The organism is Brachybacterium sp. SGAir0954 (assembly GCF_005490785.1).
Lineage (GTDB): Bacteria > Actinomycetota > Actinomycetes > Actinomycetales > Dermabacteraceae > Brachybacterium > Brachybacterium rhamnosum.
The window spans coordinates 2,707,726-2,725,000 of the sequence record NZ_CP027295.1 but is presented as its reverse complement, the minus strand read 5'-3'; the positions used below and the strand labels follow the sequence as shown (position 1 = coordinate 2,725,000).

The window sequence follows — 17,275 nt, the reverse complement described above, 5'->3', positions numbered from 1 at the left end:
CCGCGGCCGGGGGAGGGACCCCGCCCCGGCCGGGGGGATCAGCCCAGCTGCTCCGAGAGCTCGAGCCAGCGCTCCTCCGCGCGGTCGTTCTCGTCCTGCAGCGCCGTCATCTCCGCGGTGAGCGCGGCGAGCCCGGTGTAGTCGGACTGGTCGTGCTCGGCCATCCGTGCCACGAGCGCTTCCCGCTGCGTCGCGAGCTTCCCCATCCGCCGCTCGAGCGCGGAGAGCTCCTTCTGGGCGTCCCGCTGCTCCTTGCCGCTGAGGACCGGGGAGGCCGGGGCCCCGGCGGGGTCGGGGCTCCCGGAGGCGGCCGGTGCGGCGGGGGCCACGTCGGCCGCCCGCTCCTGCTCCTCGCGCAGGGAGAGATACTGCTCCACGCCGCCCGGGAGGTGCCGCACGTGCCCGTCGAGCACCGCGTACTGCTGATCGGTCACGCGCTCGAGCAGGTAGCGGTCGTGCGAGACGACGAGCAGCGGGCCCGGCCAGGTGTCCAGCAGGTCCTCCATCGCCGCGAGCATGTCGGTGTCCATGTCGTTGGTGGGCTCGTCGAGCACGAGCACGTTGGGCTCCTCGAGCAGGGTCAGCAGCAGGTCAAGCCGTCGCTGCTGCCCGCCGGAGAGGGCCTTGACCTGCACCTTCTGATGTGCGGTGGTGAAGCCGAGACGCTCGAGCAGCTGGCCGGGGGAGACCTCGTCCTTACCGGCGCGGAAGGTCGTGCGGTAGCGGCCGACGACGTCGCTGATGCGCTCCTCGCCGAGATCCGCGAGCCCCTCGAGGCGCTGGGACACCTGGCGCACCGTGACGGTCTTCCCGCGCTTCACCCGCCCGCTCATCGGGGTCACCGTCCCCCGCACGAGGCCCAGCAGCGTGGACTTCCCGGCGCCGTTGGGGCCGAGGATCCCGATCCTGTCCGCCGGGCCGATGTGCAGCGTCACGTCCTCGAGCACCGGCGTGCCGTCGTAGCCGGCGGTCACGTCGAGCACGTCGATGACGTCCCGGCCCAGCCGGGAGGTCGCGAGCTGTGTGAGCTCGACGGTGTCGCGCACGGGCGGCTCCCCGGCGATGAGCTCGTTCGCCGCGTCGATGCGGAACTTCGGCTTCGAGGTGCGCGCGGGGGCGCCGCGGCGCAGCCAGGCGAGCTCCTTGCGCATGAGGTTCTGGCGCTTGGACTCGATCGCCGCCGCCTGCCGGTCGCGCTCGACGCGCTGGAGCACATACGCCGCGTAGCCGCCCTCGAAGGGGTCGACGACGCCGTCGTGCACCTCCCACATGCGGGTGCACACGGCGTCGAGGAACCAGCGGTCGTGGGTGATGACCACGAGCCCGCCGTCGCGCACGGACCAGCGCCGGCGCAGGTGCTCGGCGAGCCAGGCGATGCCCTCGACGTCGAGGTGGTTGGTGGGCTCGTCCAGCAGCAGCACGTCCCAGTCGCCCACGAGCAGCTCGGCGAGGTGGACGCGCCGCAGCTGGCCGCCGGAGAGGGCGGTGAGCTGCAGGTCCAGGTCGATGCCGCCGAGCAGACCGGCGAGCACGTCCCGGATCCGCGGGTCCGAGGCCCACTCGTGCTCGGGGCGGTCGCCCACGACGCGGTCGCGGACGCTCACCCCGGGGGCGGCCTCGTCCTGCTGGTCGAGCACGCCGACGCGCACCCCGCCGCGCACGGTGACGCGGCCGGAGTCGGGGGTGCGCTCGCGCGAGAGCAGGCGCAGCAGGGTGGACTTGCCGTCACCGTTGCGGCCCACGACGCCGATGCGGTCGCCCTCGTCGATGCCGAGGGTCACGTCGTCCAGCAGGACGCGGTCGGGGAGGGCGAGGTGGAGCGACTGGGTGCCGAGCAGGTGGGCCATGCAGGAGGGTCCTCAGGGACGAAGTGACGGGGTGATGACGAGCGGAGCCGCGGAGCCGGGGAGGTCACTCCCCGGGGCGGGCGTCCGCCTCGAAGGTGAGCAGCAGCTCGCGCAGCAGGCGGATCAGCAGGTCCTCCTCGTCGTCGCCGAGCGGGGCCAGGAGCTCCCGCTCCGCCGCGAGCAGGCTCTCCATCGCGGCGTCGACGCGCGCGGCGCCCTCGGGATGCAGCCGCACCTCGACCGCGCGCCCGTCCCGGGGGGAGCGGGCACGCGTGACGAGGCCCTTGGCGACGAGCTTGTCGAGCCGGGCGGTCATGGTGCCGGAGGTGACGAGGGTCTGCTGCATGAGCGCCCCCGCGGAGAGCGCGTCGTCCCCGCTGCGGCGCAGGGCGGAGAGCATGTCGAACTCCCAGCCCTCGAGCCCGGCCCCGGCGAACGCCTCGCGGCGCGCGCTCTCGAGATGGCGGGCGAGGCGCGAGATGCGCGAATACACCTCGAGGGGACGCGTGTCGAGATCCGGCCGGGCGTTCGCCCACCCGCGCACGATCCGCTCCACCTCGTCGGACGGGGCGGACGGTGCGGCCGCTCCGGACGTCTCGGAGTGCTCGGTGGAGGCGGAGGACATGGGCGTGAGTCTAGAGGGCGACCCGCGCCGGGACCGATCAGACGTCGGCGCCGCCACGGAGCACGGGCTTCTTCTCCATCGCCGCGAGCCCGAACCAGGAGAGGTTCACGAGCCGCGCGGCCAGGACCTCCTTGGAGGGCTTGTGCGTCTCGAGCCACCACTGGCCCGTGTACGCGACCATGCCCACGAGCATCTGCGCGTACACCGGGGCGTCCTTCGTGGGGTAGCCGCGCAGCTTCAGCTGGGCGGACAGGATCCCCTCGACGCGGCGGGCGACGTCGCTCAGCAGGGAGGAGAAGGTGCCGCCGCTCTGGCTCACGGGGGAGTCCCGCACGAGCATGCGGAAGCCGTCCTCGTTGTCGTCGATGTAGGAGAGGAAGGCGAGCGCCGCGCGCTCCATGAGCACCCGCGGGTGCGAGCGCTGGTCCTGGAGGGACCGCTCGAGGGCCGCGAGCAGGGCACCCACCTCGCGGTCCACGATGACGGCGTACAGGCCCTCCTTGCCGCCGAAGTGCTCGTAGACGACGGGCTTGGAGACCTTCGCACGGGCGGCGATCTCCTCGACGCTCGCGGCGTCGTAGCCCTTCTCAGCGAAGAGGCGGCGACCCACGGTCACGAGCTGCTCGCGACGCTCCCGGCCGGTCATCCGGACGGAGCGCGGGCGCGGGGCCTGGTCGTTCGCCATGGGGCGAGTCTGGCACAGGCCACGTGCTCCCGGCGGCGGACGGGATCGGCGGCGGATAGGATCGGTGCGGCCTCGCACCGGTCGCCGTCGGCCCCGCAGGGAGTCCCCTGCAGCCCGCCCGCGGACCTTCCGGTGCGCGTCCCTCCGCCATGGTGTAATCGGCAACACCTCAGATTTTGGTTCTGATGTTTCAGGTTCGAATCCTGATGGCGGAACGCCCTCCGCCTCCCCGTCCGGGGATGGAGATGTCGTCGATCCCGAGGAGCAGCCCCCGTGGAAAACCCCGCACCCGCCGCCGTGGTGGTCCTGGCCGCCGGGGCCGGGACCCGCATGCGGTCCCGGACCCCCAAGGTCCTGCACGAGATCGGGGGCCGCTCGCTCCTGGTCCACGCCGTGACCGCCGCCGAGGGCACCGGGCCCGGTGAGCTCGTCGTCGTGCTCCGCCACGAGCGCGACCGCGTCGCCGCCCACCTCGCCGACCACGCCCCCGAGGTCACCGTCGCCGACCAGGACGAGGTCCCCGGCACCGGCCGCGCCGTGCAGTGCGGCCTCGAGAAGGTCGCCGCCGCGACCGGCACCGTGCTCGTCACTTACGGCGACGTCCCGCTCCTCGAGCCCGGCACGCTGCGCGAGCTCGTCGCCGCCCATGAGCAGGCGGGCGCCGCCGTCACCGTGCTCACGGCGAAGGTCCCCGACCCCACCGGATACGGCCGCATCCTCCGCAGCCAGGACGGCACCGAGGTGCTCGGGATCGTCGAGCACAGGGACGCCACGGAGGAGCAGCGGGGGATCGACGAGATCAACTCCGGCATCTACGCCTTCGACCTCGCCGTCCTCCGCGACGCGCTGGGCCGCATCACGACGGACAACGCCCAGGGCGAGATGTACCTCACGGACGTCCTCGCGATCGCCCGCGAGGACGGCGGCTCGGTGCGCGCGCTCGTCACCTCCGACCTCATGATGGTCGAGGGCGTCAACGACCGCGTGCAGCTCGCCCAGCTCGGCGCGGAGATGAACCGCCGCATCCTCGAGCGCCACATGCGCGCCGGCGTGACGATCGTGGACCCGGCCACCACCTGGATCGACGCCGACGTCACCATCGGCCAGGACGCGATCATCCGCGCCGGCGTCCAGCTCCAGGGCGCGACGGACATCGGCGAGGACGCCGAGATCGGCCCGGACACGACCCTGAAGGACACCGAGGTCGGCGCCGGGGCGAGCGTGCTGCGCTCCCATGCGGTGCTCGCGGAGATCGGCCCGGGCGCGACCGTCGGCCCGTTCTCCTACCTGCGCGCGGGCACCTCGCTCGGTGCGAAGGGCAAGATCGGCGGCTTCGTCGAGACGAAGAACGCGCGGATCGGCGAGGGCGCGAAGGTCCCGCACCTCAGCTACGTGGGGGACGCGGAGATCGGCGAGGGCACCAACATCGGCGCCGCGACGATCTTCGCGAACTACGACGGCGTCGAGAAGCACCGCACCACCGTCGGCCGCCACGTCCGGGTCGGATCGGACAGCGTGCTCGTGGCCCCCGTCACCATCGGCGACGGTGCCGCGACCGGCGCCGGCACCACGGTGCGCAAGGACGTGCCGCCGGGGGCGCTCGCCGTGAACGCGGGCTCGCAGCGGAACGTGGAAGGATGGACCCTGCGACGCCGTGCGGGGACCGCGGCCGAGGCCGCGGCTCGTGCCGCCCTCGACGGGACGGATCCCTCCGCCGCCGACGCCGCGTCCGGAACGGCCGAGGGGCACAGCGACGACAGCAAGGAGCAGGGGCAGCGATGAGCGGAATCGTCACCACGGGGGAGAAGCGGCTCGTGCTCGCCTCCGGCAGGGCCCACCCGGTCCTCGCGCAGGAGGTCTCCCAGGAGCTCGGCGTCGAGGTCCTCCCGATGGACGCCTGGGACTTCGCCAACGGCGAGATCTACGTGCGCTACGGCGAGTCCGTGCGCGGCAGCGACGCCTTCGTCCTGCAGTCCCACCCGGCGCCCATCAACACCTGGGTGATGGAGCACCTGATCATGATCGACGCGCTCAAGCGGGCCTCCGCCAAGCGCATCACCGCGATCTCCCCGAGCTTCCCCTACGCCCGCCAGGACAAGAAGCACCGCGGCCGCGAGCCGATCTCCGCCCGCCTCATGGCGGATCTCTACGAGACCGCCGGCATCGACCGCATGATGTCCGTGGACCTCCACGCCCCGCAGGTGCAGGGCTACTTCAGCCAGCCGGTGGACCACCTGATGGCGCTCCCGATCCTCGCGGACTACGTGAGCCGGAAGTACGGCTCCGAGGATATCGCCGTCGTCTCCCCGGACGCCGGGCGCATCCGCGTCGCGGAGCAGTGGGCCAAGCGCCTGGGCGGCGTGAACCTCGCGTTCATCCACAAGTCCCGCGACCCGAAGCGGCCCAACCAGGCGGTCGCGAAGCGCGTGATCGGCGACATATCCGGCAAGACCTGCATCCTCGTGGACGACATGATCGACACCGCCGGCACGATCGTGCAGGCCGTCGAGGCGCTCACGAAGAACGGCGCCTCCTCGGTCGTCATCGCGACGACGCACCCGATCCTCTCCGACCCGGCCGCGCAGCGCCTGCGCGACTCCGGCGTGCGCGAGGTGGTCTGCACCAACACCCTCCCGATCCCCGAGGAGAAGCAGTTCGAGGAGCTCACGCAGCTCTCGATCGCGCCGCTCATCGCCCGGGCGATCCGCGCGGTCTTCGACGACGGCTCGGTGACGAGCCTCTTCGACGGCGAGGTCTGAGACCCGCCCGGGACCGCCGCCGCGCCGCGAGGGCCCGCATCCCCACCGGGGATGCGGGCCCTCGGCACGGAGGCCGGCTCCGTCTGCTCGCGCCGGCGTGATCGAGTCCAGCAGGCTCCGTCGGCCGCTCGGCGAGACCAGCGTCCTTGCCCGGAGCGCCGGGTCCGGGCCCGCGGGCAGCGATCGTCGTCACCTCCCCTACGGCCAGGGCGCGGGTGCGTGCTATCTTCTCGAGGTCACTTCGGCGAGGGGACGCCCCGGGCGTCCCGTGATCGACGCGGTGCGGTCCCTCCGGCGCCCGGCGCCGGATCGGGTCCGTCGTGTCCTCGCCCCGCGATGCACGACCCCCGATCACGAGGAGAACCCCCATGGCTGAGACCCTGAACGTCGAGCTGCGCGACGAGTTCGGCAAGGGCGCCGCCCGCCGCATCCGCGCCGAGCACAAGATCCCCGCCGTCCTCTACGGCCACGGCGAGGCCCCCCTGCACCTGGTGCTCCCCGGCCACGAGACCGCGCTGGCGGCCCGCAACTCCAACGCCCTGCTGGACCTCCAGCTGGCCGACGGCACCTCGCACCTGGCGCTCATCAAGGAGATCCAGCGCCACCCGCTGCACCGGACGCTCACCCACCTCGACCTCATCATCGTCAAGCGCGGCGAGAAGGTCGAGGTCGACATCCCCGTGACCGTCACCGGCGAGCCCGTCGCCCCGGCGATCTCCGTCGTGGACCTCCAGGCCCTCACCCTCTCCGTCGACGCCCTCCACGTGCCGGAGCACGTCGAGATCTCCGTCGAGGAGAAGGTCGACGGCGACCAGGTCTTCGCCGGCGACGTCACCCTCCCCGCCGGCGCCGAGCTGGTCACCGACGCCGAGCTGCTCGTCGTCGCGATCCAGATCCCGCGCGTCGAGGAGGAGCCGGAGGCCGAGGACGCCGAGGGCGCCGAGGACACCGAATCCGAGGGTGCCGGGGAGGAGTCCTCCGAGCAGGAGTGACGATCCTCGGATCACACCGACCCGCCGGGGCGTCGCGCAGCAGCGCGGCGCCCCGGTAGGTTTCTCCCGGGGCCCCGGTATGCCGGAGGCCCCTCTCGTCATGTTCAGGAGGAGCACGTGAGCACGTCCGACCGCAGCGCGGGCACGTATCTGGTGATCGGCCTCGGCAACCCCGGCGACCGCTACGCCGCGACCCGCCACAACGTGGGCCAGATGGTGCTGGACCACATCGCGGCCACGACGAGGTCGCGGTTCTCCGCCGCCCGCCGCGCCCAGGCCGTCGTCGTCGAGGGCAGGCTGGGGCTCCCCGGCGCGGACGAGCGGGTCGTGCTCGCCAAGCCCTCGACCTACATGAACACCTCGGGCGGTCCCGTCAAGGCGCTCGCGAGCTACTACGACGTGCCGCCCGAGCGCATCGTCGTGGTCCACGACGAGGTGGACATCCCCTTCGACTCCGTGCGCCTCAAGCGCGGCGGCGGCGAGGGCGGCCATAACGGCCTGCGTGACATCACCAAGGCCCTCGGGACGAAGGACTACCTGCGGGTGCGGGTCGGCGTGGGCCGGCCCCCGGGCAGCAAGGACACCGCGGACTTCGTGCTCTCCCCGTTCAGCTCGACCGAGCGCAAGAGCCTGGACCTCCTCGTCTCCGACGCGGCGGACGCCGTCGAGGCGCTCGTGCTGCAGGGCCTCACCGCCGCCCAGCAGCGATTCCACTCCCCGGAGGCCCGATGACCCCCACCGCCCCGCTCGCCCCGCTGCTCGACCTGATCGCCGACGGGCGCGACCTCACCGCGATCCGCGAGCTCGTCACCACCGGGACGGCCGACGGCAGTGGCGGCGACATGGTCGCGGCGACCGGGCTGTTCCCCTTCGCCGTCGCGGACCTCGCGCGCGCCTCGAGCGCCGAGAGCCCGCTCGTCGTCGTCACCCCGACGACGCGCGCCGCCGAGGACCTCCGCTCCGCGCTCGGCGCCCTCGTGGGCACCGAGCACCTCGCCGAGCTCCCCGCCTGGGAGACCCTTCCCCACGAGCGTCTCTCCCCGCGCGCGGACACCGTCGCCCGGCGCCTCGCGACGCTGCGGCGGATCGCGCATCCCGAGACCGAGCGTCCCGTGCACGTGCTGCTCATGCCCGTGCGCTCCCTGCTCCAGCCGATCGCCGCGGGCCTCGGCGACCTCCGGCCGGTCCGCGCCGCGGTGGGGGACACCTATGCCCTCGAGGACCTCGAGCAGGACCTCGTCGACGCCGCCTATGCGCGCGTGGACATGGTGGAGAAGCGGGGGGAGTTCGCCGTGCGCGGCGGCATCCTCGACGTCTTCCCGCCCACGGAGCCGCACCCGGTGCGCGTGGACCTCTTCGGCGACGAGGTGGACGACGTCCGCTACTTCTCCGTCGCCGACCAGCGCTCCCTGGATCCGGCCCCGCACGGTCTCGACGCCCCGCCCTGCCGGGAGATCCTGCTGACCCCGGCCGTGCGCGAGCGCGCCCGGGCGATGGCGGAGGACCTCCCCGGTGTCGCCGAGATGCTCCAGCGCATCGCCGCGGGTATCGCCGTGGACGGCATGGAGTCCCTGAGCGCCGTGCTCGTCGAGGAGATGCAGCAGGTGGCGGACGTCCTCCCCGCCGGCGCGCGCTTCCTGCTCATGGAGCCCGAGAAGATCCGCGCCCGCGCCGCGGAGCTCGTCGCGACGACGGACGAGTTCCTCGCGGCGGCCTGGTCGAGCGCCGCCGCCGGCGGAGGGCTCCCGATCGACGTGGGCGCCGCGAGCTTCGTCCCGCTCTCCGAGGCGAAGGGCCACGCCCGCGCGGGCGGCCGGCCCTGGTTCACGCTCGCCGCCTTCGGTCTCGAGACGGACGTCGACCTCACGGCCACGACCGCGACCACGCATCCCGGCTACTCGGGGAAGCCCGGGGACGCCGCCCAGGACCTCGAACGCCGTCGGAAGGACGGCTGGCGCATCATCGCGACGCTCACCGGCCAGGGCTCCGCCCGCCACGCGAGTGAGAACCTGCGCGCGGAGGGGCTGCCCGCCGTCTACGCGGACCACCTCGAGGGGCCGGTCGCCGAGGGCGAGGCCGTGGTCACCGTCGGCCCGTTCCCCGAGGGTCTCGTCGACGAGGACGCGAAGGTCCTGCTCGCCTCCGAGCGCGACCTCACGGGCAAGTCCGGTGCCCGCCGCGGCGAGGAGCGGCGCATGCCCGCGCGCCGCCGCAACGTGGTGGACCCGCTGCAGCTGCGGCCCGGCGACTTCGTCGTGCACTCCCATCACGGCGTGGGCCGGTTCGTCGAGATGACGAGCCGCACCGTGGGCGCGGGGGCGAAGGCCACGACCCGCGAGTACCTCGTCATCGAGTACTCGGCCTCGAAGAAGGGCCAGCCCGGCGACCGCCTGTACGTCCCGAGCGACCAGCTCGACCAGGTCACGAAGTACGTCGGCGGCGAGGAGCCGAGCGTCAACCGCATGGGCGGCGCGGACTGGGCCAAGACGAAGTCCCGCGCCCGCAAGGCGATCCGGGAGATCGCCGACGAGCTCGTGCGCCTGTACTCGGCGCGGCAGTCCGCGCCGGGCCACGCCTTCGCCCCGGACACGCCGTGGCAGCGGGAGCTCGAGGACGCCTTCGAGTTCATCGAGACCCCGGACCAGCTCTCCGCCCTCGACGACGTCAAGCGGGACATGGAGAAGTCGGTGCCGATGGACCGGCTCATCCTCGGCGACGTCGGTTACGGGAAGACGGAGATCGCCGTGCGCGCGGCCTTCAAGGCCGTCCAGGACGGCAAGCAGGTCGCCGTGCTCGCGCCCACGACCCTCCTCGCCCAGCAGCACCTCGATACCTTCACCGAGCGGTACACGGGCTTCCCCGTGACCGTGAAGGGCCTCAGCCGCTTCCAGTCCGCGGCGGACTCGCAGGCGACGATCGACGGTCTGCTCGACGGCTCCGTCGACGTCGTGATCGGCACCCATCGCCTGCTCACCGGGCAGGTGCGCTTCAAGGACCTCGGGCTGCTCATCATCGACGAGGAGCAGCGCTTCGGCGTCGAGCACAAGGAGACGCTCAAGGCGCTGCGGACCGACGTCGACGTGCTCGCCATGTCGGCCACACCGATCCCGCGCACGCTCGAGATGGCGGTCACGGGCATCCGCGAGATGTCGACCCTCGCAACGCCGCCGGAGGAGCGCCACCCGGTGCTCACCTACGTCGGCGTCCAGGAGGACAAGCAGGTCACCGCCGCGATCCGGCGCGAGCTGCTGCGCGAGGGCCAGGTGTTCTACGTGCACAACCGGGTCGAGGACATCGACCGGGTCGCCGCGCACCTGCGCGAGCTGGTCCCCGACGCCCGCGTCCAGGTCGCCCACGGCAAGATGAACGAGCACCAGCTCGAGCGCGTCATCCTCGACTTCTGGGAGCGGGAGTTCGACGTCCTCGTGTGCACCACGATCGTGGAGACGGGGCTGGACATCGCGAACGCGAACACGCTCATCGTGGAGAACGCGGATCGCTTCGGCCTCTCGCAGCTGCACCAGCTGCGGGGCCGCGTGGGCCGCTCGAGCGAGCGCGCCTACGCCTACTTCCTCTACAACGCCACGAAGCCGCTCACCGAGACGGCCCACGACCGGCTCACGACCCTCGCGACGAACACCGACCTCGGCGCGGGCATGCGGGTCGCGATGAAGGACCTCGAGATCCGCGGTGCGGGCAACCTGCTGGGCGGCGAGCAGTCCGGCCACATCGCCGGGGTGGGCTTCGACCTCTACGTGCGGATGGTGGGGGAGGCCGTCGCGGCCTTCCGCGGCGAGTCGACCGCGCCGGAGAAGGAGATCCGCGTCGAGCTCCCTGTGGACGCGCACCTCCCGCACGACTACATCCCCTCCGAGCGGCTGCGGCTCGAGGCGTACTCGAAGCTCTCGGCGGTGCGGGAGGTCTCCGAGATCGAGCAGGTCGCGGCCGAGCTCGTGGACCGCTACGGCCCGCTGCCGGAGCCGGTGTCCCTGCTCCTGGACGTCGCGAGGTTCCGGATCGACGCCCGCGCCGCCGGCATCGACGAGGTGCAGGCCCAGGGCAAGATGATCCGCTTCGCGCACATCGAGCCCGCGGACTCGGTCGCGATGCGCATGAAGCGGCTGTTCCCCGGGACGATGCTCAAGCCGGCCGTGCGGCAGGTGCTCGTGCCGCGGCCGACGACCGCGCGCTTCGGCGGCACCGAGCTGCGCGACCACGCGCTGCTCGACTGGGCGCGCGAGGTCATGCGCACCCTCGTGCCGGCCGCCGCCGAGCAGATCTCGCGGTCCGACGGCGAGTGATCCGCCGCGGGTAGCCTCGGGGACGTGAGCGAGCACCGAGACCGGACCCCGGCCGCACCGTCCTCCGAGGCCCCCGCCGGGGCCGTCCTCCCGCGGGACGGTGCTCCGAGAGGGGAAGCCCTGCTGCGGGCGGTGGAGGTCATGGAGGCGCTGCGCGCCCCGGACGGCGACGCCTGGTCGCACACGCAGACCCATGCCTCGCTCGCGCGCTACCTGCTCGAGGAGACCCACGAGGTGCTCGAGGTGATCGACGACCCCGCGGCGCACGGCCCCGGGGCGCTGCGCGACGAGCTCGGCGACCTGCTCTTCCAGATCCTCTTCCACGCCCGGATCGGGGAGGAGGAGGAGCCCGCCTGGGGCGTGGACGACGTGGCCCGGTCCTTCGTCGCGAAGATGGAGCGCCGCAACCCCCATGTGTTCGGGGCGGGGCGGGACGACGCGCTCGAGGACCCGGCGGACGTCGAGGCGATCATCGCGCAGTGGCATGCGGTGAAGGCGCAGGAGAAGGCCGCCGGCTTGGGGAGCGCGGGCGGCCCCGACCCCCGGCGCGCCTGGTCCGAGGGGATCCCGGCCGCGCTGCCGGCGCTCCAGCGCGGGGCCAAGATGGTGCACCGCGCCCGCTCCGCCGGGGCCCTCGACGCGCTGCTCGCCGCCGCGGACGCCGAGGTGGTCGCGGGGTCGTCGGACCCCGGCGAGCCCGGGACCGCGGCCGAGGACGACGAGCTCGCGAGGGCCCTGCTCGACCTCGTCGTCGCGGCGGAGGAGCGGGACACCGATCCGGAGACGGCGCTGCGCTCGCTGCTCGCCCGCGCCGACGCACGGGTCGCCCGGGCACGCGGGACGCACGCGGACGGGACCGCCTAGACTGTCCGGCGGTGGGTCAGCGTCGACCGGCCATGACGGAACTTCATCCGATGGAAGGAACAGCACATGGCAGCTCTGATCGATGCCGTCCACGCCCGCGAGATCCTGGACTCCCGCGGCAACCCCACCGTCGAGGTGGAGGTCCTCCTCGACGACGGCACCTTCGCCCGCGCCGAGGTCCCCTCCGGCGCCTCGACCGGCGCCTTCGAGGCCGTCGAGCGTCGTGACGGCGACAAGGGCCGTTACCTGGGCAAGGGCGTCGAGCAGGCCGTCGCGGCCGTCATCGACGAGCTCGGCCCGGCCGTCGTCGGCTTCGACGTGCAGGAGCAGCGCGCGATCGACCAGGCGATGCTCGAGCTCGACGGCACCGCCAACAAGGGCAAGATCGGCGCCAACGCGATCCTCGGCGTCTCGCTCGCCGTCGCGAAGGCCGCCGCGGACTCCGCCGGCGTCCCGCTCTACCAGTACCTGGGCGGCCCGAACGCCCACGTGCTGCCCGTCCCGATGATGAACATCCTCAACGGCGGCTCCCACGCGGACTCCAACGTCGACATCCAGGAGTTCATGATCGCGCCGATCGGCGCGGAGACCTACGGCGAGGCCCTGCGCACCGGCGCCGAGGTCTACCACCAGCTGAAGTCCGTGCTCAAGGAGCGCGGCCTGTCCACGGGCCTGGGCGACGAGGGCGGCTTCGCGCCGAACCTCGAGTCCAACCGTGCGGCGCTCGACCTCATCGTCGAGGCCATCGAGAAGGCCGGCTTCGTGCCGGGCAAGGACGTCGCGCTCGCGCTCGACGTCGCCGCCTCGGAGTTCTTCTCCGACGGTGCCTACACCTTCGAGGGCGCGAAGAAGTCCTCCGCGGAGATGGCCGCGTACTACGCCGAGCTCGTCGCCTCCTACCCGCTGGTCTCGATCGAGGACCCGCTGGACGAGGAGGACTGGGAGGGCTGGAAGACCATCACCGCCGAGCTCGGCGACAAGGTCCAGCTCGTGGGCGACGACCTCTTCGTCACGAACCCGGAGCGCCTGGGCCGCGGCATCGACGAGCGCGCCGCGAACGCCCTCCTGGTGAAGGTGAACCAGATCGGCTCGCTCACGGAGACCTTCGACGCCGTCGAGCTCGCGCACCGCGCGGGCTTCAAGGCGATGATGTCCCACCGCTCCGGCGAGACCGAGGACACGACCATCGCGGACCTCGCCGTCGCCACCAACTGCGGCCAGATCAAGTCCGGCGCTCCCGCCCGCGGCGAGCGCGTCAACAAGTACAACCAGCTGCTCCGCATCGAGGAGGAGCTGGACGAGGCGGGCACCTACGCCGGTGCCGCCGCCTTCCCGCGTTTCACGCCCGCGAAGGGCTGAACCCTCAGGTCGAGGCGGTAGCCTTCGGGCATGACCTCGAAGCGACCGGGCGCCCCGCGATCAGCGAGGCGCCCGGTCCCTGCATCCGGGGGCCGACGCGCCGGCGGCGCGCCCGGCGCCGGCCCGTCCGCCCGGGGCTCCCGGGCATCGGGCCGCTCCTCCTCCGCGGGGACCACCAGCGACCGCCATCGCGGCCCCGCCGCGGCCTCCCGACCCCGCACCACCTCGTCCGCCTCCACGGCGGAGGACGGCCCGGGCATCACGATCACCCGTCGCACGCTCGTGCTGGTGACCCTCGTCGTGGTCGCCCTCGCCGCGCTCGTGCCGACCATCAACTCCTACGTCGCGCAGCGCCAGCAGCTCGCGGCCCTGCACGACCAGGTCTCGCAGCAGCAGGACGAGGTCGACGAGCTGCAGGCCGAGGTCGACCGCTGGCAGGACCCGGCCTTCGTCGCCGCCCAGGCCCGCGAGCGGCTCCTGTTCGCGATGCCGGGGGAGACCCAGTACCGCCTCACCGACACCTCCGGCCGGGACGTCCCCCTCACCGAGGACGAGCAGGCCGTGGAGGCCTCCGCGAGCGGTGAGTGGTTCTCGACCCTCTGGGACAGCCTCGAGGGCGCGAGCCGCCTCACCGCGGAGGACATCCCCGACGAGACCGGATCGGACTCCCCGGAGGACGCCGAGACCACCGACCCCGCGGACCCCGCCGACACCCCGAACCCCAGCAGCACCGAGGACGCCACCCCGTGACCACCGCTCCCGCCCCCGACGCCGCGGCCCTGCCGCCGCTCCCCTTCGAGTCGCCCGCGACCGCCGAGGACCTCGCCGCGATGCGCGAGCAGCTCGGCCGCGACATGCGCGGCGTCGTCTCGATCGCCCGGCGCTGCGGCTGCGGCCGCCCCGCGGTGGTCCGCACCCGGCCCCGCCTCGAGGACGGCACGCCGTTCCCCACCTCTCTGTACCTCACGCTCCCGTGGCTGACCCTGGACATCTCCCGGATCGAGGCGACCGGGCGCATGGCCGAGCTCACCGAGCGGCTCGGCGAGGACGCCGAGCTCGCCGCCGGCTACGCCCGCGCCCATGAGCGCTACATCGCGCGGCGCGACGAGCTCGGCCGCGCCGAGGAGGTCGCGAGCGTGAGCGCGGGCGGCATGCCCACCCGCGTGAAGTGCCTGCACGCGCTCGCGGGCCAGGCCCTCGCCGAGGGGCCGGGGGTGAACCCCGTGGCGGACGAGGTCCTCGCGGGGATCCCCGGGGTGATCCCGGAGCTGGTCTGCCGCTGCGCCTCCGAGGACGACGCCTCCGACGTCGCCGGTGCCCCGGGGACCACCGCATGAGCGCCCCCGTCGCCGCGATCGACTGCGGCACCAACTCGATCCGCCTGCTCATCGCGCGGCGCGACCCGTCCACCGGCGCCCTCGTGGACCTCGAGCGCCGCCTGGAGATGGTCCGCCTGGGGTACGGCGTGGACCGCACCGGTCGCTTCGACCCCGCGGCCGTGGAGCGCACGCTCGAGGCGGCCCGCGGCTATGCCGCGTTCATCGCGCAGCACGGGGCCCGGGAGCTGCGCTTCGTGGCGACCTCGGCGACCCGCGACGCGGCGAACCGCGATGTGTTCATCGACGGCATCCGCGAGATCCTCGGCGTCGAGGTCGAGGTCATCAGCGGCGAGGAGGAGGCGGCGCTGTCCTTCCGCGGCGCCGTGAGCACGCTGCCGCAGCTCCCCGCCGGCCCGCGCGTCGTCGTCGACATCGGCGGCGGGTCCACGGAGCTCGTCCTCGGCACCGAGGAGCCGGAGGCGCGGATCAGCCTGGACATCGGCTCCGTGCGGCTCACGGAGCGCCACCTGCGCTCGGACCCGCCCACGGCGGAGGAGATCGCGGCCGCGGCGGCGGACGTCGACGCCCTGCTCGACACGGCCGCGGAGCGCCTGCCGCTGCAGGAGGCGACGTCCCTCGTCGGCACGGCCGGCACCGTCACGACGGTCACGGCGGTCGCGGAGGGGCTCACCGAGTACCGGCCCGACGTCGTCCACGGCGCCTCGCGGACGATCGAGGAGGCGGTCGCCGTGTGCGAGCGCCTCCTCACCATGACGCGCGAGGAGCGCGGCGCGCTCGGGATCATCCACCCCGGTCGCATCGACGTCATCGGCGCCGGCGCGCTCATCTGGGCGCGGATCCTCCGGAGGGTCGCCGGGGTCTCCGCGGTGATGACGACGGTGACGAGCGAGCACGACATCCTCGACGGGATCGCGCTCGACGTCCTGGACCGCACGGAGGCCCGCGAGGGCTGAGCGGGCGTCGGTTCCTCCAGACGTCCGAGGAGCGCACCCGTTTTGGAACCGGGGCCCGACGGTTCTAGGCTGGGCGACATGAACACCACCTTCGGCGGCAAGCCCCATGTCCTGATCCTCGGCGGCGGATCCGTCGGTCTGACGACCGCGTCCGAGCTGCGCAAGACCCTCGGCACGGAGGTGGCGATCACGATCGTCGACCCGCGCCCCTACATGACCTACGCGCCCTTCCTCCCCGAGGTCGGCGCGGGCAGCATCGATCCCCGCAACGTCCTCGCGCCGCTGCGCAAGATCCTCCCCGGCACCAAGGTCGTCACCGGCGGCGTCTCGGCGATCCGCAGCGCGGACAACACCGTCGTCGTCACGACCGAGGACGGCGCCCAGCTCGAGATCGCCTACGACTACCTCGTCGTGGGCCTCGGCGCCGTGCCGCGTCTCCTCCCGATCCCCGGCCTGGCCGAGAACGCGATCGGCTTCAAGCAGGTCGAGGAGGCCATCACCGTCCGCGACAAGATCCTCGCGAACCTCGCCGAGGCCGCCTCGACGAAGGACCCGAAGGTCCGCAAGCGCCTGCTCACCTTCACCTACATCGGCGGCGGCTTCGCCGGCGGCGAGGCCGTCACCGAGGCCGAGGACATGGTCCGCGACGCGCTGCGCTACTACCCCGACCTGCACGCCTCGGACATCCGCTTCGTGCTCATCGACGCTGCGCCGTTCGTGTTCCCCGAGCTCACCGAGGACCAGCGCGCCTACGTCCTGAACCAGCTCCGCGAGCGCGGCATCGAGGTCAAGCTCGAGACCTTCCTGAACTCCGCCGAGAACGGCGTCATCAAGACGTCCGACGGCGACGAGTTCGAGACGGACCTCCTCGTGTGGAACGCCGGCGTCAAGCCGAATCCGATCCTCATGGACGAGGAGTCCTCGGACCTCCCCGTGGTCACGGAGCGCGGCCCGCTCATGGGCAAGCTCGACACCCTCGCGGATCTCCGCGTGAACGGCGCCGAGGGCCCGATCGACAACGTCTTCGCCGGCGGCGACTGCGCCGCGGTGCCGGATCTCGCCTCGGGCGAGGGCAAGTTCTGCCCGCCCAACGCCCAGCACGCCACGCGTCAGGGCAAGCGGATCGCGGACAACGTCGCGCGCTCCGTCCAGGGCCGTCCGCTCGTGGACTACTACCACAAGAACCTCGGCGTCATGGCGACGCTGGGCATGTACAAGGGCGTCGGCCGGCTCATGCTGGGCGACAAGGAGATCGACGTGCGCGGTCTCCCGGCGTGGGCCATGGCCCGTGCGTACCACGTGTACGCGATGCCGACCCTGGGTCGCAAGGCCGCCGTGCTCGCGGGCTGGGCCTCGAACCTGGTCTCGCGTCGCGACATCATCGGCATCCCGCAGTCGGCCGATCCCCGCGCCGCCTTCGAGCTCGCCGCGAACTCCGGTCCCAAGAAGAAGTGACCGCCGGGCGGCATCGCCGCCTACCCCGCCGACCTCGTCGGCGCCGCTCGTGAAGGGCCCCGGACCTCGTGTCCGGGGCCCTTCCGCATGCCCGC

General features: G+C 73.0%; 14 protein-coding genes and 1 tRNA gene. 12 read left to right on the top strand and 3 right to left on the bottom strand.

Features of this window, described 5'->3' with window-relative positions; translation table 11 throughout:
• Positions 1–38: 38 nt before the first annotated feature.
• The 3 genes from C1N80_RS12210 to C1N80_RS12200 form a co-directional block, all read right to left on the bottom strand.
• Positions 39–1,847, bottom strand: a complete 1,809-nt coding sequence (locus C1N80_RS12210) for an ABC-F family ATP-binding cassette domain-containing protein (protein ID WP_137771010.1) — start codon at positions 1,845–1,847, stop codon at positions 39–41.
• 64 nt (positions 1,848–1,911) lie between these two features.
• Positions 1,912–2,472 carry a MarR family winged helix-turn-helix transcriptional regulator gene (locus C1N80_RS12205; RefSeq protein WP_137771009.1) on the bottom strand — a complete coding sequence of 187 codons (561 nt, stop codon included), beginning with the start codon at positions 2,470–2,472 and terminating at the stop codon, positions 1,912–1,914.
• A gap of 37 nt (positions 2,473–2,509) precedes the next feature.
• Entirely contained in the window at positions 2,510–3,157 is a 648-nt protein-coding gene (locus tag C1N80_RS12200) for a TetR/AcrR family transcriptional regulator (protein WP_137771008.1), read from the bottom strand.
• A 143-nt stretch (positions 3,158–3,300) separates the two neighbouring features.
• Between C1N80_RS12200 and C1N80_RS12195 the strand changes: the two genes are divergently transcribed.
• The 12 genes from C1N80_RS12195 to C1N80_RS12140 all read left to right on the top strand — a co-directional run bounded on the left by C1N80_RS12195 (position 3,301) and on the right by C1N80_RS12140 (position 17,180).
• Positions 3,301–3,372: transfer RNA gene (locus C1N80_RS12195), tRNA-Gln, on the top strand.
• A gap of 58 nt (positions 3,373–3,430) precedes the next feature.
• A complete protein-coding gene (gene glmU, locus C1N80_RS12190) occupies positions 3,431–4,939 on the top strand; it encodes a bifunctional UDP-N-acetylglucosamine diphosphorylase/glucosamine-1-phosphate N-acetyltransferase GlmU (RefSeq protein ID WP_137771007.1) in 1,509 nt (502 codons plus the stop codon).
• Positions 4,936–5,916 (top strand): ribose-phosphate diphosphokinase, encoded by a 981-nt coding sequence (locus tag C1N80_RS12185; protein ID WP_137771006.1) that lies wholly within the window; start codon positions 4,936–4,938, stop codon positions 5,914–5,916. Before glmU ends, C1N80_RS12185 begins: the two co-directional genes overlap by 4 nt.
• A gap of 368 nt (positions 5,917–6,284) precedes the next feature.
• A complete protein-coding gene (locus tag C1N80_RS12180; RefSeq protein ID WP_137771005.1) occupies positions 6,285–6,908 on the top strand; it encodes a 50S ribosomal protein L25/general stress protein Ctc in 624 nt (207 codons plus the stop codon).
• Between the two features lie 117 nt (positions 6,909–7,025).
• Entirely contained in the window at positions 7,026–7,640 is a 615-nt protein-coding gene (pth, locus tag C1N80_RS12175; RefSeq protein WP_137771004.1) for an aminoacyl-tRNA hydrolase, read from the top strand.
• On the top strand, positions 7,637–11,209 hold the full coding sequence (mfd, locus tag C1N80_RS12170; RefSeq protein ID WP_137771003.1) for a transcription-repair coupling factor: 3,573 nt from the start codon (positions 7,637–7,639) through the stop codon (positions 11,207–11,209). Before pth ends, mfd begins: the two co-directional genes overlap by 4 nt.
• Before the next feature lie 24 nt (positions 11,210–11,233).
• Positions 11,234–12,073, top strand: coding sequence for a MazG nucleotide pyrophosphohydrolase domain-containing protein (locus C1N80_RS12165; protein ID WP_240811117.1), 840 nt, complete (start codon positions 11,234–11,236; stop codon positions 12,071–12,073).
• Positions 12,074–12,139: 66 nt separating this feature from the next.
• On the top strand, positions 12,140–13,432 hold the full coding sequence (gene eno / locus C1N80_RS12160; RefSeq protein WP_137771002.1) for a phosphopyruvate hydratase: 1,293 nt from the start codon (positions 12,140–12,142) through the stop codon (positions 13,430–13,432).
• A 30-nt stretch (positions 13,433–13,462) separates the two neighbouring features.
• Complete coding sequence (locus C1N80_RS12155) at positions 13,463–14,182, top strand: septum formation initiator family protein (RefSeq protein ID WP_137771001.1); 720 nt, start codon at positions 13,463–13,465, stop codon at positions 14,180–14,182.
• The gene (locus C1N80_RS12150; protein WP_370296996.1) at positions 14,179–14,769 is read left to right on the top strand and encodes a DUF501 domain-containing protein; all 591 of its coding nucleotides are present in this window, start codon (positions 14,179–14,181) and stop codon (positions 14,767–14,769) included. Before C1N80_RS12155 ends, C1N80_RS12150 begins: the two co-directional genes overlap by 4 nt.
• Positions 14,766–15,725 (top strand): exopolyphosphatase, encoded by a 960-nt coding sequence (locus C1N80_RS12145; protein ID WP_137771000.1) that lies wholly within the window; start codon positions 14,766–14,768, stop codon positions 15,723–15,725. The genes C1N80_RS12150 and C1N80_RS12145 overlap by 4 nt, the downstream gene beginning before the upstream one ends.
• Before the next feature lie 78 nt (positions 15,726–15,803).
• Entirely contained in the window at positions 15,804–17,180 is a 1,377-nt protein-coding gene (locus C1N80_RS12140) for an NAD(P)/FAD-dependent oxidoreductase (RefSeq protein ID WP_137770999.1), read from the top strand.
• Positions 17,181–17,275: the final 95 nt, after the last annotated feature.